Source organism: Acidobacteriota bacterium (assembly GCA_003225175.1).
In the GTDB taxonomy this organism is placed as follows: domain Bacteria; phylum Acidobacteriota; class Terriglobia; order Terriglobales; family Acidobacteriaceae; genus Gp1-AA112.
The window spans coordinates 1-24,221 of sequence record QIBA01000068.1 but is presented as its reverse complement, the minus strand read 5'-3'; the positions used below and the strand labels follow the sequence as shown (position 1 = coordinate 24,221).

Below are 24,221 nucleotides of genomic sequence, written 5' to 3'. Positions count from 1 at the left end.
GATTTCAATCTATCTCGCTCGAACTCACGATTTCTCTCTCCGCATCTTCTGCGAACAACGCGGAGATGTTTCGCTCGGAATGACGAAGCAACTCAAAAGTTAGTAGCCGACCCTCCGCCGCTCTGTCGCACTCAAGCTCGCCCAAAGTGAACTGCGGCTACGCTCGATCCAGCGGTTATTCGGCTCGAGTGAGTGAGCGCGCGCGAACCACTGATAGGCAATGGCATTGCTTTGCGTCACACAGGAGCCGCTCCAGTAGAGCGCTCCGAGTTTCACATCCGCCGACGGATTGCCGGCGCTCGACGCTTGCCGCAGCAGATTGACTGCTGCCGAGCAGTTCTTGCTGCCGCCTCTCCCATGCAAGTATTTGTTCGCCTGCACAATCAGCGGATCTTTTTCTCCCAGCGACTTTGGCTTTGGAGCTTCCTCCTCGACGGGAGCGGGACGGACGCGCTTTGCTTTGGTGGCTTTGGCTAAAGGGCCATCGGATTCGGGCTTGGCTGATCCGGCGCTGTCTTCATCCTCTACTGCGGATTTCGGGGCCTTTGCTGGTGGCTTGGCCGAAGTCTCGTCTGCAGCACTGTCAGTTTTCTTGCTCGCTGTACTGGCGTCCTTTGCAGCTGCAGGGTTCTTATCTGAATTCGCTTCCTCGTCTCTTTCTTTCGCCGCAGTCGGCTCTGTTGCAGAGGCTTTTTGGTTGGCATCTTTCGCCGACGCAGTTGTCGAGGAATCGGAAGCGGGCGCAGGCGCCGCAGCTTGCGGCTTCGGAGCATTGTTATTGTTCCTCATATCTGGCCCACTTGGGTCAACGGTTGGCCCATTTCGGGCAAGAATAGATGCAATATCGGGAAACCCTTGATGGTGACTTGCGCGCCATTGCACGTAGCCGAGTCCCGCTGCCGCCAAAAGCAGAAGGAACAGCGCCCAGGCTCTCCACGAGACGCCTCGTGGAACTTCCTCCAGAAGATACTCAGGAGGGGGACTGTCGGTGTCATAGACAAATGCGTCGTTGCGCGGCTTGTCGTACACGAAGCCGCTGTTGCTCCCTTCGTACCCGAGACCGAGGAACGATGGTCCGCCGATGCCGCTCACTTTGCTTGCGGGCCTGCGACTGCGGACCTCTTCTTCGACCTCTTCCTGAGCAGTATCGGGAGGAAGGTTGGCGATCGTCGCCGATGTGTAATTCGTTCGTCCGTTGGATCCCGAGGATTGAGCAGTGTCACGCGCAAGCTCGCGCCGACGATCACGCTGACGGAACTCAATCGGCTCCTGCGCGGATGTGGATCGATTGTCGAGTCGATGAGCAGAACTCTCGATTTCGAGGGGATCGTTGTCGTCAATTACAACCGAGTTCGCGGATTCTGCAAGCTTCGAGCCGCACATACCACAGAATCGGTGATTCTCCGGACTGGAATAGCCACACCGCTCGCAACGCATAAATTAGGGACACCTCAACTTTCGACAGTGTAAGAAAAGTTAGATTCCAAGCTGCTGCCTATGGGCTTCCTGCTGCTTTGAAAAATTTGCTCTAAAGCAGAGTAGAAGCCAGGATTGAAGACGGAGGACAGGGAGGCGGCGAGGGGATTAAGGCCCAAACGATAAGGCGCACGGCGGATCTGCGTTCGTTTTCACACGCATGCACCAGCGTAATCCCGAAGTGCAAAGCACGATATTAATGTGCCATCAGATCCCGTCAGTCCGGTTTTTTCCTCTGTGATCTCCGTGTCCTCCGTGTTCAATCGGTTTTGCCTTTGAACGATGCGACAATAGTTACGTGTATACTCCGCTTTTTCAGCTCGTGCAGGACGCCGCGACTGGCGCAGGTTTTGAGCGCATCGGCATAGCTCCGGCTTCTCACCCGGAGATGCGCGAGTCGGCATTTTTCTCCGAATGGGTCGATGCGGGTTACGCGGGAGAGATGGAGTACCTGAAGCGACGGAGCGACTCTGGCGCATATAGACGCAGTTCGCTTGAAACAGCGTTGCCGTGGGCTAAGTCGGTTGTTGTAGCTGCGATGAACTACAATCCGCCGGCTCCGAAGTCAACCGATCCTACCGCTGCAACGCAGGGCTGGATCTCTCGTTATGCTCTCAGCCCAGCTGACTATCACGGCACTGTCCTGACGAAACTTCGGCGCGTTGAGTCTGCGCTGCTCGAACATCTCCGCGGCGCCGGCAGTGAAGTGAGCACGCGCTCCTACGTCGACACCGGTCCAGTACTCGAGCGGGTGTACGCGAAATATGCGGGCATCGGATGGGTGGGAAAAAATACCTGCATCATCAATCAGCAACTTGGTTCGTGGATCTTTCTCGGCGTGATCGTTACATCCCTGGAATACTCGGCTTTCGTCTCCGAAGAAAAGCTCGCGACCGCCCCGGATCGCTGCGGCAGCTGCACCCGCTGTATTGATGAGTGTCCGACAGAGGCAATCGTTGCTCCGCGCCAACTGGATGCGTCACGCTGCATTGCTTATTTCACGATTGAGAAGCGCGGCGCAATTCCCGCAGAAATGCGTGAGAAAATCGGCCGACACGTTTTTGGCTGTGACATTTGTCAGGATGTGTGCCCCTGGAATCGCAAGGCGCCTGTCACGAGTAATCCGGATTTCCTCCCGGACGAATCATTGGTGAATGCTGATCTTGCGCAACTCGCGGGAATCTCGCGGCAGGAATTCCGCCACCGATTTCGCGGCTCTCCGATCTCACGTGCGAAGCATGAGGGGTTTCTGCGCAACGTTGCCGTGGCGATGGGTAACAGCGGGCGCAAAGAATATCTTGCCGATCTGAAAGGACTGGCTACGAACGAGGATCCCGTTGTTGCTGAGCACGCGACTTGGGCCATGAATCATCTGAACGAAAAAAAACAGCGCAATTTTTCCGCATCGGCAGAAATCGCCGCATCGGCTGCGGAATCCGAGTAGCGGCTCTTTCTTTATCATCGTTTGAGTGCTGGCAAAAACGTGAAATCCCTTCCAGCATTTCTCCCTCGCGCGACTTCGCGAGACTGAAAAGCTGGAAGGGAGGATTGGGGGTGGGGTGGATTAAGCGTTGCCGCGCACAACGTTCGACGCCTGAAGCCCTTTGGGCCCCTTGAGTAGTTCGAACTCCACAACTTCGCCTTCATTGAGCGTGCGATACCCGTTCTCTTGGATGACGGAGAAATGGACAAACACGTCCTCGCCTGTGGAGCGCTGGATGAAACCGTATCCCTTGGCTCCGTTAAACCACTTCACTGTACCCTTCTCTTTGTTCACGAAAACTCCTTTCGCTTCGAATCAAAAGTCTCCTCCGAATGGTCCCTAGGCTGGTTCTCCCAGAATCCATTGAAGTGAGTGAACGCGATGAGAATCTGGTCCGCATGGATCAGCTGCAAAAAAGAAAAGCCGCTTTCGCTGCGACGGGCGTCACAGCGAAACCGGCGCGGTTCTCTTTCTACAGATTCGACAGCGAACAAGAACCTCAACCTCGAAATGTCGTGCAGGATCTCCGTTCCGTTTAGAACAAGTCGTTACGCGACAATGCTGCTGAATGCGAGCGAGGGCATGATATTCAGAGACTCACGTTTTTGTAAAGAACAAATGAACATAGTTCGTGGCATGTTGCCGCCCACTCAACAAAAACGAGTAACGACATTCGAGTTACTGCGTGTGACTACGATGACAATGAGTTTCGCTCTGCGCAACGAGCAAGTATTTAGACGAAGTGAGCACCGTCCTTCGAGATGTTCTCCACCGCGTGTCTCTCTTTGAGACTGAAGGTTCAGGGTGGAATACCTGAGGGACGCGAATCAGGTGCTCTGCTACGATTTCCACAGCATGTCTTATATCTCAGACACGGAAATCACAGTCACAAAAGTTGCCTCGGCACCGCCATTTTCGCCAACTGCGACCGCTCGCTTTTCCTCGGTTCTGCGGGAGAGTGCGAAAAGACTGCGATTGCGTTCGCTCTTACCCTATCTCATGCAAACTGAGGTGCACACATTTGCATTTAGCGTCGCTGCAAATGCCGTTTTGTCGTTTTTCCCGTTTATCGTGCTGCTGTTAACGCTCACACAGCAGGTATTCCATTCGCAGGGGATGTATGACGTCGTATTGCAACTGCTCCGCAGCTATTTGCCAGCCGGACAGGATTTCGTAATTCGCAGTGTGGTGGCGCTGACGCCGCATCGTGGTATGAAAATCTTTTCTTTGGCGATGCTGCTGATCTCCTCCACCGGCGTCTTTGTACCATTAGAGGTAGCGTTAAACCGGGTTTGGGGATTCACCAGCAACCGAAAATATCTGGGAAATCAGACGATCTCGCTCTTCATTGCGTTCGCTTGTGGCGCACTGGCGCTCATTTCAGTTGCGATAACGGCCAAAAACCAGTCGTTACTGCTCTCATTATTCGGCTCTAAGGACCACCTTCTTTTCCGAATCGCGGCATTTTTGGTGATGAAGATGGTCGCCATTGCGGCTAGTATCGCCATGTTTTTCCTCGTTTACTGGCTACTCCCGAACGGCAAAGTGCGGCCCTTAGCAGTGCTTCCGGGAGCGTTTCTCACCGGCCTGATCTGGGATTTAGGTAAGTACGTGTACATTCTTGCGCTCCATTGGCTTGACTTTCAGGACGTATACGGCCCATTTGCGCTGTCAGTGACGCTCATGTTCTGGGCCTTTTTGTCCGGAATGTTGCTGCTTGCAGGCGCACAATTCAGTGCTGTGCGCGCCAATCAGGTGTCCATTAGCCACATATAATCGGGCTCAGGTTCCCATGACTCAGTTCTGGCGCAATCTAAAGCTGCGTCTCCGAGCGACCGGTTATTACCCTCGCAGTGGACTGGCACGCTTTACGCTCTGGGTTGCCGGTCTATATCTCATCTCGGAAATTCTGGCTCTCGTCACGCCGACATCTTCGAAGTGGCCGGGAACCTTTGCCGGATGGGCCGGATTGTTTGAATTCGTCCTAATCGTCTGCGCCGTTTTTCTTCTCTTCCGCTGGATTCGACGAAAGCTTCTCTGGCGGCTGCGCAATCGATTGATCGTCACATACGTCTTCATCGGCGTGATCCCGGTAGTGCTGATCCTCACGATGTTCGTTATCTCGGGATACCTGCTCGGGAATCAGCTCACGACCTTGCTGGTGCACCGCGATCTAATGGCCGAAGTTCAGAATCTGGATACGCTGACTTCGACAGTAGCGCAGGAAATTGCAAGTCAACTGGAGAGGAAATCACCACGTTCCCTGCAGCTCTCGGCGCTTTCGCCGGCAGGGCCGACGGCACACTTCCCAGAATGGACTGTTGCTGCATGGCTGAACGGCAAGCGAATTGAGATTGCGAATGCGAATTCCCCACGCGCTGATTTGGCAGACCCGTCGCATACATTGCGTGGCGTGGTGTCGTATCACCGCGGATTCGTGATCCGAAGCTTGCGAGAGCAGAAATTGTCCGCCGGAACCTTGCAGGTCGTAATGGTGGTGCCAATCACGGAGGAGCTTCTCTTCAGAGCTGTTTCCGATCTGGGACAGGTCACTCTTTATGTGATGGAGCCGGTTGAAACCAAGACCGAAGGCCAGGCTTCTGTAACTTTCAATGACAAGAAAGCAGGAGGGAACAGAAACTTCAAGCCTGTTCCCGCCGTGAAAGCCGGTTCGGCGCCGGTTCCAGAGTATCGATTTGATCCACAGCTTCAGTTTGCCGCCGTCTTCCCGACAACGGAGTGGGAGAGTGGTAGTGGTATTCCGGCCTTCGTTCAGGTAAACACTCGTCCATCGATCCTGAATCACCGCGTCTTCTCCGATCTCGGCGATGTAGGATCGGCGGTTTTGATCGCGCTCAGTGCGGTGGCAATTGCTTTCGGAATTATCGAACTGATCGCGCTCGTCATCGGCGTCCGACTCACGAGGACCATTACGGGATCGATCGCTCACCTCTATCGTGCGACGCAGCACGTGAACCGAGGCGATCTGACGCATCGCATCGAGGTGAAGTCGAAGGATCAGCTGGCCTCACTCGAGACTTCGTTCAATTCCATGACGGAATCCCTCGAGCGTCTGCTCCGGGAACAGAAGGAAAAGCAGCGCCTCGAAAGCGAACTTGCGATCGCACAGGAAGTGCAGGCGCAACTCTTCCCGCGTGATCCAAAGACTCTGGAGTCGTTGGAACTTCATGGCGTCTGCAAGCCCGCCCGCACGGTCAGCGGTGATTACTATGATTTCGTCTCGCTCGGCGAAGAACATTTGGGAATCGCAGTAGGCGATGTCAGCGGAAAGGGCATCTCTGCGGCCTTATTGATGGCGACCATTCATTCCGCAGTTCGCGTCTTCGAACTCGGCGCCGAACCGGAGCGCCGTCAGCTTGTCGTGGCTGGGGCAGCGGCAATTGCATCCGCCGCGAACACACGTGCGCCGCGCTGGTCCGTCGCCGCAGAGCAGACGCAATCGCCTGCCGACGTTCTAATGTTGTTGAATCGCCATCTATATAACAGCACCGCACCGGAAAAGTACGCCACGCTGTTTTTGGGAATCTTCGACGGCATTACACGGAAGTTTATCTACTCTAACGGAGGACACCTTCCACCCTTCGTGATTCACGATTCCGGTGCAGCAAGAAAACTCGAAACCGGTGGATTGGTAGTTGGACTCTTTCCCGAAATCGTTCTGGAGGAAGAAGAAGTGAGTCTCTCGAAGGGAGATATGTTTGTTGCCTTCAGCGATGGCGTTACGGAGCCGGAGAACGAGTTCGGAGAGTTTGGCGAAGAACGCCTGCTGGACCTGGTGCGAAGCAATCGCCATCTATCGCTCGAGCGAATCTCCGAAATCGTGATCGCCGCGGTGCAGGACTGGATCGGCGATAGAGAACAGCCGGACGATGTGACACTGGTGCTGGCGCGAGTGAGATAAGGCTAGGCAAAGCGTTGAACAGGGAGGACACTGAGGAAAGTTCATGCTGCGGACCTTGTACATAACGAACCCATGATTTCAAACTCACGCAATTGACGAAACCCAAGAAGGCGTTCATTTCAGCTTTGTCGAATAAAACGAGTCTTTCCCAAGCACTGGCCTTTCGCCTCAGTGCTCTCCGTGACCTCCGTGTTCAAATTGTTTTGTCTTCTCGTTTAGCACTCCAGAAGCTCCGTCAAAACTCAGAGATCGATTTTGCGCTGGACAATTAGATCCTCGGACGAACAGATCGAGAGCAGGATCGCGCGTGAGGCAGCACTTTCGCCGCTCGTGGCTCGCCTGCTCGTCTCGCGCGGGGTGACAACGGCCGACGCTGCGGTGCACTTTCTCGATCCCAAGCTCGATCATCTGCATTCGCCATATCTAATGAAGGGAATGCGTGAGGCTATCACGCGTATTCAGCGGGCGATTGGCGCACGCGAACGGATCCTTATCTATGGGGACTACGACGTGGATGGCACGACGGCAATCGTAATCCTGAAGCGCGCGATCGAGATTCTGGGAGGAACGGCTGAGTTCCATGTGCCTCATCGCATTCGCGATGGCTATGGCATGAAGGATGACGTCATCGAGCGCGCGGCCGCCGAAGGAGTGCGACTAGTCATTAGCGTGGATACCGGCATCCGTGCGTTCGCTGCTGCTGAAGCCGCCCGTCGCGCCGGACTCGATCTGATCGTAACCGATCATCATCTTCCCGAAACCGGACAGCTTCCACACGCTTTGGCCGTCCTAAACCCGAATCAACCGGACTGTGGCTATCCCTGCAAATCACTCTGCGGAGCCGGCATCGCGTTCAAGATCGCACAGGCTCTTCTCGAAGCTCGCGACGAAGCCGATGCTCGCCGGCGATTATTGCCCTCGTTTCTCAAGATGGCAGCAATCGCCACCATTGCAGATGCTGTGCCACTCATTGGCGAAAATCGCGTGATTGCCAAATTGGGACTCGCCGGATTGCGCGATCCGCGCAATCCCGGGCTGCGCGCGCTGATGACGGTCGCGCAACTTGCTGACAAGCAGCGCCGGCTCTCAGCTTCCGATGTAGCGTTCCGCATCGCTCCGCGCATGAACGCAGCCGGACGTATGGATGTGGCACAAACCGTCATCGAACTATTCGAGGCCAAAGAGGAAGAGAAAGCCCGCGATCTAGCCGCCCGACTCAATCAGCTCAACTCCGACCGCCAGCAGAGCGAGCAACAAATCGTGCAATCTCTCGAACAGCGGCTGACAGAGCCTCACTTCGCGGACGCGCATTGCATTGTTCTCGACGGTGATGGTTGGCATCGGGGAGTAATCGGAATCGCCGCCACACGAGTGGTCGAGCGTACCTACAGGCCGGCGCTTGTCATCAGCCGGGAGAATGGCGAAGGCCACGGCTCCGGACGTTCCATTCCTGCATTCCATCTGCTCGAAGCTCTCGAGAGCTGCCACGAACTCTTTACCCGTTTCGGCGGACACTCGCATGCAGTGGGCTTTTCGCTGCCCTCGGATCGGATTCCCGAGCTGCGACAGCGACTCGATGATTACGCGCGCGCACGCCTCACGAGCGAAGATCTGATTCCGGTGCTCGAAGCTGAATCAGAGATCGAACTCGGCGGGATCACACCCGCACTGATTCATACCGTGCAGCGGATGGAGCCGTTCGGTGTCGGCAACCGCGAACCCATGTTCGTGGCGCGCGATCTGCGTGTGCTGCTCCCGCCGAAGGTCTTGAAGGAGAAGCACGCAAAGCTGCGGTTAGAACAGGCGAACGGCAAAGCCATGCGCTTCGACGCTATGGCCTGGCGCATGGCCGAACGGATTTCCAGCGAGGGTATTCTCGCCAACGACTGTGTCGACGTAGCGTTCACGCTTGACGAGAATACTCACCCCGAATTCGGAGGAATTGAGCTTAGGCTGTGCGATTTTCGTCGCAGCGGGAATGAGACAAACAGCGTGCAGGGAATTGCAGCTGGGTGACATTTGGAGAGCTGACAACACCGCGCTTTCCAGAGTAGGATTTCCGCAATGTATTTTTGAGGTGACACGTGGGTACCTTTCGTCCGCGTCGCTTTAGTTCTCTGTTGTTTGTTCCCCTTCTTTCCGCAATCACGATTGGAATCTGCCAAGAGGCACCACGAAGGCAGTGGGCTGCTGTCCCATACGACCCCAGTGAGCCGGTGACTGGCGGTTTGAAGGCGCTCACGAATCCGCAGGAGCGCTCTGCGGCGCTCGAGTTGCTGGATCGGGCTCGGCAGAACTACACGTTCTACGGTCCGCATGCTCCGGCATTCACGATGAAGGTGAGCTTTACCTCCAGCGGACAATCGCTATATGAAGGCTCAGGCTCGATGCAGGAGACCTGGATCGGACGCGGCGATCACTGGACTGCAAGAATCGGCTCGACGGAAACTCAGCGCTTCATCTATCGGGGCCAGATGTGGGGCGATAATCCGTCGGCCCCGGTTCCGATGCGTGTGCAAATGGCCCGATCGGCGCTCCTGTGGCCGGTTGGTACTCCGTGGGCGCGCGTCATGCTCCGTGCCTCGGCCGCGACGATTGCGGGCAAGTCAGCAATGTGCATCCTGACTTCCGGCGGCATGGCAATCGTTGAGCAGCCGCGACACTGGGTCGAAAAGGAGTACTGCATCGAACCCGAAACTGGAAACCTGCTGGTGTGGTCCGAAGCTCCCGGACATTTTGTCTTTTACGACTACACAACCTCCACGGAGTTTCAGGGCCACGTTGTGGCGAATGATGTCTCGATCTATGAAGCGGGTCATCGCGTCATGCAAATTCACGTGGACGGGATCGAGGATGCGAGCAGCGTGAAGCCGGAATCGCTGCAACCCACGCCCCAACTCATGGCTAAGGGTCCAAGCTTTGGCTTGAGTTTTCCCATGAAGTTCCCACTTTTCGTCGGCTCTGGGCAGGCAATGCAGCCAACCACGATTCCGGGTCAGGCAAGTCAACCAACCACGATCCAATCAGTCTTCGTTCACGCCACCATCGATCGCGAAGGAAAAGTTATCGAAGCCGAAGCCCTGCAGAGTTCCAATCCGGAACTTGCGGAAAAGGCAATTGAGACGGTGAGAAGCCGAAATCAGGGAAGCAGCGGCACTCAGCGAGAGGTCTATATAAACGTCGAATTTCCTAAGTTGGAACCAGTGGATCGCGCACAAGCAATTGTGCATACTTCCGGCGTCCAATAGCTTGTTCGCAGTACGCAGAGCTCCGGTTTAACGCCCGCCTGGCTATTTATGATTGCTGGAGCTGGATGCTGTGTTTGGAGGTGGGCGGAAGGGCAGCTTGAATGTTCGGCTCACCTCGGGCCAGAACTCGCGTAACAAGTTAAAGCCTGCGTCTGTTCCGACTGTGATTGCCACCTGCCCCGCTGCGGGGCCGAAACCCCGACGGTTTCCGGGATGGTACACGTTACTCAACGCCGTGGTCGATGCGACTGTAAACCATTCCGAATAGTTGAACATCTGTGTGCCAGAGTCACTCTGCGTGACGAATATGTGCGCTAATGCGTGCCCTATCCGCCTTTTGGTTCCACGCTCCTGCACGCGATAGTAACGGGGATCCTGCCGGAAGATGACAGGATAAAGAAATGTGCCGAAGAACTCGCCCGCGGTGTTGTCTGCCACGGCCGCGCCAAAGCGTTGTCCGTATCCTGATCCTCCCTGCCCAAATTGGGAATCGTAATCTGCGGCTTGCGAGATGCCCGCGCTGAATCCAGCAGCGATGAATGTGATCGGCTCGAGGCTGTTCCGCACAGCAAGATTGAACTTCTGGTGTACCGTTAACGGGCAGATCCTAAGCTCCGCATTCTGTGGATTCTGCGCCGTTTGGTTTTCCACGCGGCGAACCAGCGACGCAGCTACTCTCTTGAATGGTCCGTTGTAGTCCTCGATGGCAAACAGCCGAACCGGCTTCAGACAGCCATGATCCTGATGCTCTGTCGTGACGGCCGGCTGCGAAGGAGAGGCATTTGGGAGTGACGTAGATTGACCTACAGCCATCGGAGTAACAGTGGCTAGCCAGCCCAGCATAAGAATAAGCCCCTTCATTCTCTCTCCCGGAGTTAGAGGCTCTCCGCGAACGAGGGGATTTGCGCTCACATTGTCTATACCAGGATCAGAGCTGTTCCAGGGATAACATTCTCGGAGAGGGCGTAGTCATGGGCAAAAAGCTCGCAGACATACGCAGCAATCGTGACAAGGCTGGCGTAGCTGCTGAACTATCATTTCTGCCAGTCTTGTCTCGATCACCTCGACTTGGGCTTGCGACGAGCCCTGCTGCTGGCGCCGCTTGGAGCGGTGGGCGAGGATTACGCCGCTGCGACTAGTGCCGAACTAATTGCTCGCATCTAGCACGGCAAGGAAGCCGTGCTGGCCTAAGTTGTCCAAAAAGGTACCGACGATTGCTCCGCCGGGATTGATACCCAGCGCTTCGGTCAGCGAGGCTTGTGCTCCTGTGTCTGGGTCGGAGTAATTGATCGGAACAGCTGTCGATCCATCGCCCGGCTGCAGAAAGCCGTGTACGCCAGAGGAATTGCGATAAAAACCGACGAAATCGCCATTCGGATTGATTCCCCATATTTGTGTAGCCACAGTAAGGTTAGTCGGGCTGCTGCTGGGGAACATATAGTCAGCGAAGTGGCCGTTGTTAACGGTGTAGCCATGGGCGCGGGCGGCTCCCGGCGGCGTGTAGAGACCGACGATGATGCTGCCGTCCGGCGTCGCGGCGTTATTCATGGAATTCAGGATGGATTGCGATGATTGACTCGGATCAGTCACCTCTCCAGCTTCCGCTTGTAAGCTCTCATAATCCGTATTTTTGCCATGTTGGATGCGTACGAAGCCCACCATTTGCCTGCCAAAGGTTGTGTCGTGCAAGCAACCGTAGATGGTACCGTCAGGCATAATGGCGCTCGCGACCGAACCTACATGTCCGGGAACCAGTACGTTGGAGAACTCGCCGCGCTTGTATAGAAAGCCCTTACGGCAGGCGGGCGCATGAAGGGAAGAGCAGCCCGGAGCACCCGGCGCTCCGGGTGGAGCAAAGTAATCTCCGACCATGTCACCTGCGGGATTGATTCCGTTGACCTCGGTGTCCAGCTTCATGTCGGCTGCCAGGCCGACCAGCGAGCCCGGAACGTCGATGGTAGTGAATGCGCCGCCCCCATATAGATACCCGTGTTCCACGTTGTTGGCGTCCATATATCCGCCAACGATCTGGCCGCCGGGGCCAATGCCGCTCGCCCAAGTGGCCATGGAATTGGGAACATCAATCGGGGCAAATTTGAATTGGGCAAAGCTGTGCCCACTCAGCAATCCGAAAAACAATGCAGTAAGTAATAATTTTTTCATGTCTTCAATTCCCCCATTCTTGGCTTAAAATCTGCGCAGTCTTCCCCTGAACGCCCCCAAACTAGCTGCTGTGCTTCTGTCCTATAAGGCGGAAAAAGCGAGCGAAAACTGCAAGCAACGTGAAGTTTTTTCCCCGGCGAGAATTTCGGGGTGACGCGTTGATGGTACTAACCTTCGCGGAAACAGTGGCTTAGCTGGAGATAGACAGCCAAGGACCATGCCTACGGCCGATCACGAGATTAGCAACTTGCTCACGGCGTGGAGCGCCGGGGACGAGCACGCGCTTGAAAAGTTGACTCCGCTGGTTTATGCCGAGCTGCATCGGGCCGCCCATCGCTATATGACCGGAGAGCGATCCGAGCATACGTTGCAGACGACCGCTCTTATTAATGAACTGTATTTGCGCCTAGTCGATTTCCAACAAGTCGACTGGCAGAATCGCGCACAGTTTTTTGGGATTTGCGCTCAGCTCATGCGTCGCATCCTCGTAGACTTCGCGCGCGCGCGAACCACTCAAAAGCGTGCCGGAGATATTCCCATTCTGCCGCTCGACGAGGAATTGATTATTTCCGGAGAACCTCAACCTGATTTGGTGGCGCTGGATGATGCTTTGAAGTCGCTTGCAGTGGTCGATGAACGGAAGAGCCGTGTCGTAGAACTGCGCTTCTTCGCTGGCCTCAATGTTCAGGAAACCGCAGAAGTGCTTCGAGTCTCGTGCGAAACCGTGATGCGCGACTGGAAGTTAGCGAAGGCCTGGCTTTTCCGTGAACTCACTCAACAGAGTCGCAATGGATTCTGATCGTTGGCGCCGAATTGAGCAGGTGTACCACTCGGCTCTGGCTGTCGAGGAGAGCAGAAGACCGGCGTTTCTCGAAGACACTTGCGGCCACGACGAAAGCCTGCGACTTGAAGTGGAATCGTTACTCTCAGCGGATGGTGATGCCAATGCATTTCTCGAAGTTCCCGCAATGGAAGTTATCGCAAAAGATCTGGCTAGGCAGTCGGATTCTGCTCGAGGTTATCAGCACGATGATCTTGGTCTAGTTGGGGAAAGCGTCTCCCATTACCGCGTTCTGGAGAAATTGGGCGGCGGCGGGATGGGAGTTGTTTACAAAGCCGAAGATCTAAAGCTTGGCCGCTTCGTCGCTCTCAAGTTCTTGCCACGAGAGCTTGCTGACTATCCCGAGGCGGTGGCGCAATTGCGTCGCGAGGCGCGCGCGGCCTCAGCGCTGAACCATCCTCATATCTGTACTGTCCACGACATTGACGAGTACGAGGGCCATCCCTTCATTGTGATGGAACTGCTGCAGGGTGAGACGTTGAAACAGCTGATTGCAGACAAGCCCTTAAGACCCGAATTGGCACTGAATTTCGCCGCGCAAATTCTGGACGGGCTTGAGGCGGCCCATGCCAGCGGCATCATTCATCGTGACATCAAGCCGGCCAATATTTTTGTCACGAACCGCGGGGACGTCAAAGTACTGGACTTTGGCCTGGCGAAGGTTTCCCCTTCAAATCTGGAAGCAGCACTGACGGCCAATGTTGAGCAAACGAAAGCCTTTGTAGGAACGCTGCCGTACATGGCTCCGGAACAGTTGCGGAGAAAAAGAGCGGATGAACGCACTGATATTCATGCTATTGGCGCAGTCCTCTTTGAAATGTGTACTGGCCGGCGCGCATTCGTACAACGATCGACAGCGCAGCTCATAGCCAGCATTTTGAGCGAGATTCCTGCGCAACCGCGGACGATCAACCCAAAAATTCCGGCCAAATTAGAACCGATCATTTTCAGGTGCCTTGAGAAAGACCCTGCTCGGCGTTTTCAAGATGCGCGGGAATTAGCTGCCGAATTGCACCAAGTCGGGACAGGGGAGAAGTCGGCTGTCGGTTCGCGAATGGTGATTGCTGCCGCGGCTGCGATGATCCTCCTGCTCGCGGGCATGCTGACGATTGTGAAACTCGGCTGGTTTGATCGCTCCGCTTATCTTCCCTTGGCGCAGGTGGCCACGCGGCAGGTTACAGCGAACCCGATGGACGATCCGGTAGTTCACGCCAAAATTTCCCCCGATGGAAAGTATGTTGCCTATACCGATCTCCAAGGTTTGCACTTGCGAGATGTGGAATCGGGCGAGACTCACTCCGTTCAGATACCCGAAGGCCTCTGTTTCCGTTGAGCCGGGATCTCATGGTTCCGGGACGGAGCCAAACTCCTGATAAGCGGAAATTCCGGGCGGAACGACACCCAAGCTATTTGGAGTCTTTCGCCTGCGCGCGGCAGCCTGGTGAAGCTTCGCGACACCGGCGATGCTGCGACGCCATCACCAGACGGATTGCACATTGCGTTTATCGCTAATGACTGTATTTGGGTAATGTCGCCTGATGGCGGGAGTGCTAAGAGGCTCTTTGCTGCCGGAAGAGGCTACACCTTCGAGGATTTGGCCTGGTCTCCCGACGGTCAGAGGATTGCATACATGAGGCGCAAGGGCGAATACGCTGAAGTCACAATTGAGAGCCATGCGCTCTCTGGAGGTGAGGCTGTTGTTGCGATGTCTAATCCTCGTTTGAGGAGCTTTGCCTGGGCGCCAAACGGGCGCATTTTTTATTCACAACTTGAAAGTTCCAAAGAAGCAAGCGCGAATATCTGGGAGGTAGGCATCGATACTTCCACCTGGCGCGCTTCCGGAGTTCCTCAAAAACTGACAAACTGGGCAGGTTTTTCACTTTGGGATGTAACCGCTAGTGCTGACAGCAAATGTGTTTCATTTGTTCGAAAAAATGATCAGAGCGATGTGTATTTGGGTGAAGTAACGGCGAATGAGTCCCGATTTAGGAAGCGCGCTCGCTTGACGCTAGACGACCGCATGGATTGGCCCGGAGGCTGGTCTCGGAAAGGTGACGCTCTGCTGTTTTTCTCCGATCGCAACGCGAGCTTCGATATCTATGAGCAGCTCGTGCATACATCGGCGCCACGAGAAATTGTTGCCGGAGAATCAGAGGAAAAACGAAATCCACAGCTCAGCCCTGATGGTCGCTGGGTTCTCTACATGGCTTGGCAGAATCAGCAAGGCGATCAGGTTCCAGCTTCGGGACGACTGATGCGAGTTCCGGTCTCAGGAGGAGCACCTGAATTCATCGCTGATGTGCATGGGTACCCTGGTTCTGCTCGGATGCCGCGTGAGCGCGAGCTTCCCAGCGCCAGAGGCTATCCGGACTTTCGTTGTTCGTCGATTGCTGTTTCGGCACATCCGTGCGTTCTTGTTGAAGTCAAAAACGATCACATGGTTTTCTCCGGCTTCGATCCACTGCAGGGCCGACAAGGCGAGCTCGCCAGCATTGACATTGACCCAATCGACAGCTTTTGGGACTTGTCCGCGGACGGAAGGCGGATTGCGTTTGGCAGGTGCGAAGCAGGCGACAGCCATATTCGCATTCTTAACTTGGCTGACAACGAAGAAAGCCAGGTTAAAGTACCAGGATGGGCATGCCTCACATCCATTGGCTGGTCGCCCGACGGAAAGAGCTTTTTTGCCACAACCTGGGCTTCCAAGGGCGGATCCCTACTACATGTTTCGTTGCGTGGAGAGACAAAGCTCTTGCATCGAGCATTGGGTATGTCATTAGAAAGACCCGTTTCTTCGCCAGACGGACACTTCCTTGCTTATGGTGAAGTCACAACCACAAGCAATGCATGGATGCTGGAGACTCGGTAATCGCATCGGCGCTCACACTGCCGGTATATATTCAGGATAAAATTGAGGCACGCTGGAATTCATTCTCGGGCGATTCAGCGGGCACGCAATCTTCCAACCAGTTAGCCACACTCTGCTAGTAAATCTTCGCAGTCACAAATGTCCATACAAGCAATTTGACGCCACTGAATCGACTGCGACATTTTTTTTGGTCGAACGTCAGTCGATTTCGCTGCGGTGCATTCGTCGTACCAATAGCGGTGAGAAACGCACAAGTAAAAACTTTGTAAAAATGGCAAATCGGATGACGCGAAACTTAGCAAGGATTCATTGCGTACATATACTGTCTGTACATGCACCTGAGCATCTTCCGTCTGCCAGGACGGGACGACCAGAATGGGCGAATAACTTTTCGCATCTTTTCACGCCTCCGAGATATCCCATCTTCTATCTCGGGAGCATCAGGGCCACAGACATACAACGTTTCGACCAAAGCTCTTGACCTCGGCGGCCAGCGTCGAGGCGCTTGTTAGCCGAAACATACTTAGGATTTTTGATCCTTATTAATAAGGACTACCGGAAAGCGAGGCTGGGACGAGCCGCTTTCTTCGGGGTAAGAATCGTCCCATACGAGGGGAACGTAATGGCGAAGCGGATGTTTCTCATGTTGGTCGTGGCGGCAGCGGTGATTGGGGGCCTCGGCTATTTCAAGTTGCGACAGGTTCAGGCGGCGGTAAAGTCTCACGCCTTCACTCCTCCGCCAGAGGCGGTGACCACAATCGTGGCAAAACAGGCGACGTGGCCTTCGACGTTGGGCGTGGTGGGTACGATGAATGCCATTCATGGGGTAACCGTGAGCGCCGATCTTCCCGGCACAGTGGATCAGATCAATTTCGATTCCGGGAAGTGGGTCAAGGAAGGCGAAGTGCTGGTGCAGCTCGACACCCGCCAGGAGCGGGCGCAGCTGGCCGCGATGCAGGCCCAGCGTGATCTGGCGAAGATCAACTACGACCGTATGCAGCAACTGGTGAATGAAGGCGTGATCTCGCGGATGGATTACGACAAGGCGATGGCCGATCAGCGCCAGACTGAAGCGAATACGGCAGAGATCAAGGCGACCATCGATCGGAAGACGATTCGCGCTCCTTTTTCGGGAGTGCTCGGAATCCGCCAAGTCAATTTGGGACAGTATCTCGCTGCCGGGGCTCCGATCGTTCCACTGCAATCTCTCGATCCCATTTACGTGAATTTCAATGTGCCGCAGCAGATCGTTGGACGCATGGAGCCCGGGCGTAGTGTGCGTATCACAAGCGACAACCTTGCCGGCGCGACATTCACCGGGCGTGTGAACGCGATCGACTCGGTGGTGGATCAATCCACCCGCAACGTTCAGGTTCAGGCGACCATGGGGAATCCTGGAGGCAAGCTTCGTCCCGGAATGTTTGTTCAAGTGGAAGTAGGGGTAGGCGAGCAGCGTTCCGTGATTCCGCTTCCGGCATCCGCGATTAGCTATGCGCCGTTTGGCGATTCGGTCTTCGTCTTAAGTGATCTGAAGAGTCCGGGCGGAGAGACCTACCGCGGAGTTCGCCAGCAGTTCGTGAAAGTCGAGGGCGCACGCGGCGACCAGGTTGGCGTCGTCTCCGGCATTAATACTGGCGATGAGGTTGTTACTTCCGGCGTCTTCAAGCTGCGCAACGGTGCGGCTGTGGCAGTAAATAACAAAATCCAGCCAGGCAACAATCCGGCTCCTAAGCCCGAGGATAACTAAATGAAGATCACAGATCTCTTCATTAAACGTCCAGTACTGGCGATCTGTGTCAGCTTGGTAATCCTGATCGCTGGCTTGCAGGCGATTCGCTCGCTGAGCGTGCGGCAGTATCCACGCAGCGATATCGCCGTCGTGCAGGTTTCGACCGTGTACGTCGGTGCCAACGCAGACTTAGTTCGCGGGTTCATCACCACTCCGCTTGAGCGGGTGATCGCCAGTGCGGATGGCATCGATTACATGGAGTCATCGAGCGCGCAGGGTTTAAGCACCATCACTGTGCACTTGAAGCTGAACTACGATACCAACGCCGCTCTCACGCAGGTTCAGGCGAAGGTAGCGCAGGTTCGAAATGACCTGCCACCCGAGGCGGAAGCGCCAGTGATCGACTTGCAAACTGCAGACACGCAGTTTGCCTCGATGTACCTGGGCTTTTCGTCGTCGGATCTCGATCAGAATCAGATCACAGATTATCTGACCCGAGTTGTCCAGCCCAAGTTAAGCGCGATTAACGGCGTTCAGCGCGCCGACATTCTCGGCAAGCGCACCTTCGCGATGCGTGTGTGGCTTAAGCCGGAGAAGATGGCGGCGCTCGGCATTACGCCCTCAGCTGTGCATGACGCACTTGCCAATAACAACTATCTCTCAGCTCTGGGACGTACGAAAGGTTCGATGGTTTCGGTCAACCTGGTGGCGAACACCGATCTGCGTACCGCGGAAGAGTTTCGCCAACTCGTCGTAAAACAGGATAGGGGTACGATCGTTCGTCTTGGAGAGATCGCGGACGTTGTGCTGGGCGCTGAAACATATGACGAAGATGTCCGCTTCAACGGAGAGTCGGCGACATTCATGGGCATTTGGGTTTTGCCCACGGCGAACTCTCTCGAAGTAATTAAGAACGTCCGCGATGCCATTCCGGGAATTCGTGCGCAGCTTCCGGCTGGCATGAAGGTCGGTATTCCTTACGATGCTACGGCCTACATTCAGGATGCGATCAGGGAAGTGCTGAGCACTCTCACGGAAACGCTGCTGATCGTCGTCGTGGTGATCTTTCTGTTCCTGGGATCATTCCGGTCAGTCTTGATTCCGGTGATCGCAATCCCGGTATCGCTGATCGGTGCCGTCTTCCTGATGCTGGTGGCGGGCTTCACCATCAACCTGCTTACGTTGCTTGCGATTGTGCTTTCTGTCGGCCTGGTCGTCGATGATGCCATCGTGATGGTCGAGAACGTCGAACGTCATCTTCATGAAGGCAAGACTCCCTTTCAGGCCGCAATCGATGCGGCTCGTGAGTTGGTCGGGCCGATCATCGCAATGACGATCACGCTGGCTGCCGTCTACGCGCCCGTTGGTATCCAGGGAGGATTAACTGGTGCGCTATTCCGCGAGTTCGCATTCACTCTTGCGGGTGCGGTCATCATTTCGGGAATTGTAGCGTTGACACTGTCGCCGATGATGGGCTCCAAGCTGCTTCGCGCTGGAGACACTGAGCGCGGCTTCGCTGGTTGGATCAATCGTCGCTTCGAGAGCGTTCGCAGGCTGTACGAGCGAGCCCTGGAGAGCACTCTGCGATATCGGCCAGTAGTGTTCGGTGTTTGGGTAATCGTCGCGCTGCTCGTTGTGCCGTTCTACATCTTCTCTCAGCGAGAACTTGCTCCTGCAGAGGATCAAGGTGTGGTCTTCGGCGTGTTGCAAGCTTCGCCGAACTCAACGTTGGATCAGACGAAGCTCTTTGCGTCGCAGATTTACGACGTGTATCACTCGTTTCCTGAGGCTGAGAGCATCTTCCAGATCACGGATCCAACCGGCGGTTTCGGCGGCATGGTGACTAAGCCGTGGAGCGAGCGCAGCAAGACCGCGCAGCAGCTTCTGATCCAGTCCACTGGGCCGCTGTCGAAGATCGCGGGCGTTCGCGTGATCCCGCTCACTCCACCTCCGCTACCCGGCGGTGGAAATTTTCCCGTGGACTTCGTCATCGCTTCTGCGGCTGAGCCGCAGCAGCTTGCGCAGTTCGCGAACGAGCTGGTGAAGCGTGCGTTCCAGAGCGGCATCTTCATCTATGCCGACTCCGATCTGAAGTTTGACCAGCCGCAGGCCGAGGTAGTCTTCGACCGGGACAAGCTCCGCTCGCAGGGGGTTAATTTGAGCCAGGCCGGCAAGGACCTTTCGACGCTGCTCGGCGGGAATTATGTGAATCGTTTCAGTATCCAGGGTCAGAGTTACAAAGTCATTCCTCAAGTGAAACGCGTGGAGCGTCTGACACCCGAGCAATTGACGCAAATCTATGTCAAAGGCTCGGACGATAAGCTCGTTCCGCTTTCGACATTCGCTCATCTGAAGACTACTACTGAGCCTCGGCAGCTCAATAAATTCCAGCAGCTCAATGCCGTGCGGGTTCAGGGCGTAATTCCCCCATCGGTTCCGCTTGATCAGGCGCTGCGGTTCCTGGAAGACGAATCGAAGAAGATTCTTCCGCAAGGATTCACAGTCGATTATGCGGGCGAGTCGCGTCAGCTGCGGGTTGAGGGCAGCAAGTTCTTGGGCACGTTCCTGCTATCGGCAGTTCTGATTTACCTTGTGCTGGCGGCTCAGTTCGAGAGCTTCCGCGATCCCTTCATCGTGCTCGCGGGTTCGGTTCCGCTCGCCATTTCGGGAGCGCTGATGTTCTCGTTTCTTGGGTTCACGACGCTGAACATCTACAGCGAAGTTGGACTTATCACTCTGGTGGGCCTGGTTTCGAAAAATGGCATCCTAATTGTGGAGTTTGCGAACCATCTACAGGAACAGGGAAGAAGTAAGCTGGCCGCGGTGATTGAGGCAGCACAGACTCGCTTACGCCCGATTCTCATGACAACGGCCGCAACCGTGGTGGGACACTTTCCTCTGGTTCTGGCCAAGGGTCCCGGAGCCGGCGCTCGTAATAGCATCGGCATCATGCTGGTCAGCGGCATGATCATCGGCACCGTCTTCACGTTATTCGTTGTGCCATCGATCTACATGCTCGTGGCGCGCAAGCATGTTGCACTCGAACTTGAAGAAGACGAGCGCAGCGATGACATTCCCGAACTGGCAGGAGCCGCTGTTTAGCTGCTTCGGATAAAACGCCGGGTAGAGACGCCCGCCAATGGCGGACGCCTCCACTGACGCCAAGTTGGAGAAGATGGACATACGACGAGCATTCGAGGAAAAGCAGATTTCTGACGGAGAGGTCTGGAGCGCGATTCGTTACCTCGATCCCGAATCGCGAGCTGGCGTGGGTAGCCTGATGGTGTCAGTGGCCATGTGCTGGCTGATCCTATTCCTGAGCGCGATGTATCTCTCTTTTCACCTTCGGCGCTGATGGCCGAGCGCCACCTCGCGCAGAGCACGGTCTGGGAGCATAATAGCCCCAAACGAAACGCCTAAGATTAGGCATGCCGGGAGAATGTCATGCGTCAGGCGAATGCGGTGAGCGAATCAGGACCTCGTCCGGAAGTTGTCTCACGTCCACCATTGCCTCCATTTACTCGCGAAACCGCGATTCAGAAGGTACGCCTCGCCGAGGATGCCTGGAACTCTCGCGATCCTGAGCGGGTTTCGTTGGCATACACAATCGATTCCCGCTGGAGAAACCGCGCGGAATTTGTGAATGGAAGGAAAGAGATTGTTGCCTTTCTCACGCGCAAGTGGAGTAGAGAGCTGGACTACCGTCTCATCAAGGAACTCTGGACGTTTGAAGGCAATCGCATCGCAGTCCGGTTTGCGTACGAATGCCACGATGCTTCCGGAAGTTGGTTCCGCTCGTACGGAAACGAAAATTGGGACTTCGATGAGCACGGGCTCATGCGATTGAGGTTCGCATCGATCAACGACTTACCAATTCGGGAATCGGAGCGCAAGTATCACTGGCCACTGGGAAGACGTCCCGATAACCAACCAGGCCTTAGCGATCTCGGCCTGTAGAGAGGATTTGGTTTTCGCTCCCGTGGCTCGAGCTTGCTATCTCTCGAGTATTTCCTTATAAGCGTTGAAGGCGACCTTCTTCGCCACGCGGTCTATAAAAGAACCGGAGATCTTTGTGCTTCGTGCCATGTATATAGGCATCGAAGAATCCGATGCGGTTGGAGTTGTAAAGGGCAGACAGAATCTCCGCATCGACGTTCTCCATGGCCTCACCATGAAGCAGTTCCCCGGTAAATCCAAGGGGCACCTCACGTCGCTGGCGAATGCTCTCCCGCCGATGGTGGAGCGCCTCAGCTGCTCCGGCAGGCGTTGCAGTCTCTTTTTCCGGCTGCGACGCTGTCAACAGGGAACGCGTGAACGCTCCCGCATACCGAAAATGATGTGGGAGAAGTCCTCCTCCACGTCGTCGGTCTTCAGCCTGCGCTTAATTTCCGCGCGTGCAATACCTGTAATTGGTTTGAGGTTGAAATGTCCGCTCCCAATAAATATGGCGCCGGTCACGACGCCATTCACCGGAGCAAGAAAAGTGATTGTCCCCTGGTTCAGTTGGAAAGTAGCCGCGTCGCACTTGACGGTGAGCGCGTCCACTTTGAAAGAAGCTCCGAGCCCGACCTTGCGAAGATTCTGGTAAACCGAATCTGTATTGGCAAATTTGGCGGATTTGCCAACAACTGTGATTTCCTGTTTGGCCACAGGAAGTGCCATCTGAAGGTCGAGGTTCACAGGGTTCTCTCCCACTTCGATGCTTCTTTCCAGAGGCTCAAATCCTTCTGCAATCACACGAATCATGTAGGTCCCCGGTTTCAGATCGGCTGAGGCGAAGTGACCGACGCCGTCCGAAGTCGCAATCAGCGCCCGGGAAACATCTCCACCGCGGATCTCGATTCGAGCTCCGGGAATGACCGCGCCAGTGCTGTCCCTGATCGTGCCAGACACAGCGGCAGCGTTCAGGAAACTGGGGAAGAGCAGCGTTAGGACAACTAGTAGAGATTTGAAAAACAAAGCGCGTCGAAGGACCATTTTGGTGCGAGATACTTGAAGTGCAGCATTCTGCACCAAAAGCTCAAAACTGGCAATCACGCGGGAAGGGTTCGGGAACAACAAAACCACTTAAGGATTAGTTGTAAAGCGCGCCGCGGACTAGACCGGCAGGGCCTCCAATACATTGAATTCGCCGGCAGTTTTCACTACGTCATTTAGACGAAAGCCGGACTTGGTCAGCAACGAGCTGAATTCGGGAATGGTCCTCTCTCTCCCACCGGTTAAGACCATCATAGTGACATCGACGAACTTGCTCCGCGACGGCGAATTGTCTTCCGGCAAATTGAACTCAACCAGTAGTAAGGCGCCATTCTTCGGAACAGCGCGCCGGCATTGGCTGAGGATTTTCTTCGCGTCCTCGTCGTTCCAGTCATGGATGACGCTCTTCATCAGGTAGGCTCGGCAGCCTTTTGGGATATCGCGGAAGAGGTCACATGGTTGCATGGAGCTGCGTTTTTCCAGCGGGCCTGAGAGGAAGCCGCGCTCGCGGGCCCGTTTCAGGACGTGCTGCTGATCGGCGAGCACGCCGCGAAGAGAGCGATGCGCGCGGAGGATAGCGGCAAGCAAGAGGCCATTTCCGCCCCCAACATCCATCAGGCTTTCCCATTTTGAGAAGCCGTAGGCGCTTGCGATGCTAGGTGCAACCACTGCCGATATTTCCGTCATAGCGTCGTCGAAGATGCGAGCCGTGCCGGGATTCCGCTCCAGGTACTCCCATCCATCCATGCCCAGCACCTTCGCTCTTCCGGGCTCGCCCGTGCGAATGGTGTGCAGGATCTCGCCAAAAGAGAGATAGACGAAATCTGTTCCTCGAAACCTGCCCATTGAGCGCAGCGATCCCGGCACATCCGAGCAAAGGAAATTCGAGAGATCGTTGTTGGCGAATGTTCGTGCCGCCGTCTCTACAAAAATTTCCTGGCTCGCTAGCAGACGCAAGATGCGATAGAGAGCCGTGTCGTTCACCCTGAGCTTCTTAGCTAGCTCTTCAGTTGGCTGGGGCCCGGAAACCAGCATGTCGGCGATTCCCAGTTCTGCAACGGCAAAAACGGATTGGTGAAGCGCCAGGCTCTCCAGCATGATTCGAAGCAGTGGAACCGGAGTCGATTTGGAGCCGGATGGTTGTGATGTAGGGTGTGCTTTGGTGGCCATGTGTGTCCCTGATGTAGACATTGTAGCTACGATGCGGCAGCGGAAGCTTTGAGTGCGGCGTCCCCTTTGCTTGGCTGCCGCACGCCGTAGCGATAGGGACCAAGTCGGCTGAACAGAATGATGGCTGCGACGACCAGCGTGAGAAAGCCAAGCATCGGCACCCTGTAAGAGCCGGTCTTGTCGAAGCCGATGCCCATGAGAAGTGTGCCGCACGCTCCCGAAAGCACGAAGATGCCAAAGGCGTATCCATAGAGTTCCGCGAAGGCTTTGAGTCCGAAATAGCGGCTGGTGAGATATGCGATGAGGTCGCCTTCCGCTCCCATGCCAAGCCCTACCAGCAATG

Annotated in this window: 21 protein-coding genes; 12 read left to right on the top strand and 9 right to left on the bottom strand. The window is 55.4% G+C overall.

Going from position 1 to position 24,221, the window contains the following annotated elements; all coding sequences use genetic code 11:
* Nucleotides 1-99: 99 nt before the first annotated feature.
* Nucleotides 100-1,383: a hypothetical protein gene (locus DMG62_20300; GenBank protein PYY21111.1), complete on the bottom strand. Its 1,284-nt coding sequence runs from the start codon at nucleotides 1,381-1,383 to the stop codon at nucleotides 100-102.
* 391 nt (nucleotides 1,384-1,774) lie between these two features.
* Between DMG62_20300 and queG the strand changes: the two genes are divergently transcribed.
* Entirely contained in the window at nucleotides 1,775-2,920 is a 1,146-nt protein-coding gene (queG, locus tag DMG62_20295; GenBank protein ID PYY21110.1) for a tRNA epoxyqueuosine(34) reductase QueG, read from the top strand.
* A gap of 120 nt (nucleotides 2,921-3,040) precedes the next feature.
* Here queG and DMG62_20290 read toward each other — a convergent pair whose 3' ends face one another.
* Nucleotides 3,041-3,253, bottom strand: coding sequence for a cold-shock protein (locus DMG62_20290; protein PYY21109.1), 213 nt, complete (start codon nucleotides 3,251-3,253; stop codon nucleotides 3,041-3,043).
* Complete coding sequence (locus DMG62_20285) at nucleotides 3,250-3,453, bottom strand: hypothetical protein (GenBank protein PYY21108.1); 204 nt, start codon at nucleotides 3,451-3,453, stop codon at nucleotides 3,250-3,252. The genes DMG62_20290 and DMG62_20285 overlap by 4 nt, the downstream gene beginning before the upstream one ends.
* 505 nt (nucleotides 3,454-3,958) lie before the next feature.
* On the opposite strand from DMG62_20285, the gene DMG62_20280 reads away from it, so the two are divergent.
* The 4 genes from DMG62_20280 (at nucleotide 3,959) to DMG62_20265 (ending at nucleotide 10,129) form a co-directional block, all read left to right on the top strand.
* Nucleotides 3,959-4,735, top strand: a complete 777-nt coding sequence (locus tag DMG62_20280) for a YihY/virulence factor BrkB family protein (GenBank protein PYY21121.1) — start codon at nucleotides 3,959-3,961, stop codon at nucleotides 4,733-4,735.
* Between the two features lie 16 nt (nucleotides 4,736-4,751).
* Nucleotides 4,752-6,881 (top strand): hypothetical protein, encoded by a 2,130-nt coding sequence (locus DMG62_20275; protein ID PYY21107.1) that lies wholly within the window; start codon nucleotides 4,752-4,754, stop codon nucleotides 6,879-6,881.
* Between the two features lie 255 nt (nucleotides 6,882-7,136).
* Nucleotides 7,137-8,897 (top strand): single-stranded-DNA-specific exonuclease RecJ, encoded by a 1,761-nt coding sequence (gene recJ, locus DMG62_20270; protein PYY21106.1) that lies wholly within the window; start codon nucleotides 7,137-7,139, stop codon nucleotides 8,895-8,897.
* A gap of 68 nt (nucleotides 8,898-8,965) precedes the next feature.
* Nucleotides 8,966-10,129 (top strand): hypothetical protein, encoded by a 1,164-nt coding sequence (locus tag DMG62_20265; protein PYY21105.1) that lies wholly within the window; start codon nucleotides 8,966-8,968, stop codon nucleotides 10,127-10,129.
* A 42-nt stretch (nucleotides 10,130-10,171) separates the two neighbouring features.
* Here the strand turns inward: DMG62_20265 and DMG62_20260 are convergent, their stop codons facing one another.
* Nucleotides 10,172-10,990, bottom strand: a complete 819-nt coding sequence (locus DMG62_20260) for a hypothetical protein (protein PYY21104.1) — start codon at nucleotides 10,988-10,990, stop codon at nucleotides 10,172-10,174.
* Nucleotides 10,991-11,275: 285 nt separating this feature from the next.
* Nucleotides 11,276-12,292 carry a hypothetical protein gene (locus DMG62_20255; protein PYY21103.1) on the bottom strand — a complete coding sequence of 339 codons (1,017 nt, stop codon included), beginning with the start codon at nucleotides 12,290-12,292 and terminating at the stop codon, nucleotides 11,276-11,278.
* 217 nt (nucleotides 12,293-12,509) lie between these two features.
* Here DMG62_20255 and DMG62_20250 point away from each other — a divergent pair, with 217 nt between their 5' ends.
* The 7 genes from DMG62_20250 to DMG62_20220 all read left to right on the top strand — a co-directional run bounded on the left by DMG62_20250 (nucleotide 12,510) and on the right by DMG62_20220 (nucleotide 21,688).
* Nucleotides 12,510-13,091 (top strand): RNA polymerase subunit sigma-70, encoded by a 582-nt coding sequence (locus DMG62_20250; GenBank protein ID PYY21102.1) that lies wholly within the window; start codon nucleotides 12,510-12,512, stop codon nucleotides 13,089-13,091.
* Nucleotides 13,081-14,466, top strand: coding sequence for a hypothetical protein (locus tag DMG62_20245; protein ID PYY21101.1), 1,386 nt, complete (start codon nucleotides 13,081-13,083; stop codon nucleotides 14,464-14,466). Before DMG62_20250 ends, DMG62_20245 begins: the two co-directional genes overlap by 11 nt.
* Before the next feature lie 108 nt (nucleotides 14,467-14,574).
* Nucleotides 14,575-16,002, top strand: coding sequence for a hypothetical protein (locus DMG62_20240; protein PYY21100.1), 1,428 nt, complete (start codon nucleotides 14,575-14,577; stop codon nucleotides 16,000-16,002).
* A 622-nt stretch (nucleotides 16,003-16,624) separates the two neighbouring features.
* Complete coding sequence (locus tag DMG62_20235; protein ID PYY21099.1) at nucleotides 16,625-17,749, top strand: efflux transporter periplasmic adaptor subunit; 1,125 nt, start codon at nucleotides 16,625-16,627, stop codon at nucleotides 17,747-17,749.
* Nucleotides 17,750-20,833, top strand: a complete 3,084-nt coding sequence (locus tag DMG62_20230; GenBank protein ID PYY21098.1) for a multidrug efflux protein — start codon at nucleotides 17,750-17,752, stop codon at nucleotides 20,831-20,833. It abuts the gene before it with no gap.
* A gap of 37 nt (nucleotides 20,834-20,870) precedes the next feature.
* Complete coding sequence (locus DMG62_20225) at nucleotides 20,871-21,086, top strand: hypothetical protein (GenBank protein ID PYY21097.1); 216 nt, start codon at nucleotides 20,871-20,873, stop codon at nucleotides 21,084-21,086.
* A gap of 89 nt (nucleotides 21,087-21,175) precedes the next feature.
* Entirely contained in the window at nucleotides 21,176-21,688 is a 513-nt protein-coding gene (locus DMG62_20220; protein PYY21096.1) for a DUF1348 domain-containing protein, read from the top strand.
* A 55-nt stretch (nucleotides 21,689-21,743) separates the two neighbouring features.
* Here the strand turns inward: DMG62_20220 and DMG62_20215 are convergent, their stop codons facing one another.
* The 4 genes from DMG62_20215 to DMG62_20200 form a co-directional block, all read right to left on the bottom strand.
* Nucleotides 21,744-22,031 (bottom strand): hypothetical protein, encoded by a 288-nt coding sequence (locus DMG62_20215; protein PYY21095.1) that lies wholly within the window; start codon nucleotides 22,029-22,031, stop codon nucleotides 21,744-21,746.
* Nucleotides 22,028-22,768: a hypothetical protein gene (locus DMG62_20210; GenBank protein ID PYY21094.1), complete on the bottom strand. Its 741-nt coding sequence runs from the start codon at nucleotides 22,766-22,768 to the stop codon at nucleotides 22,028-22,030. Before DMG62_20210 ends, DMG62_20215 begins: the two co-directional genes overlap by 4 nt.
* A 60-nt stretch (nucleotides 22,769-22,828) precedes the next feature.
* On the bottom strand, nucleotides 22,829-23,899 hold the full coding sequence (locus DMG62_20205; GenBank protein PYY21093.1) for a methyltransferase: 1,071 nt from the start codon (nucleotides 23,897-23,899) through the stop codon (nucleotides 22,829-22,831).
* Between the two features lie 5 nt (nucleotides 23,900-23,904).
* A partial coding sequence (locus DMG62_20200) for an MFS transporter (protein ID PYY21092.1) occupies nucleotides 23,905-24,221 on the bottom strand: 317 nt, incomplete at its 5' end.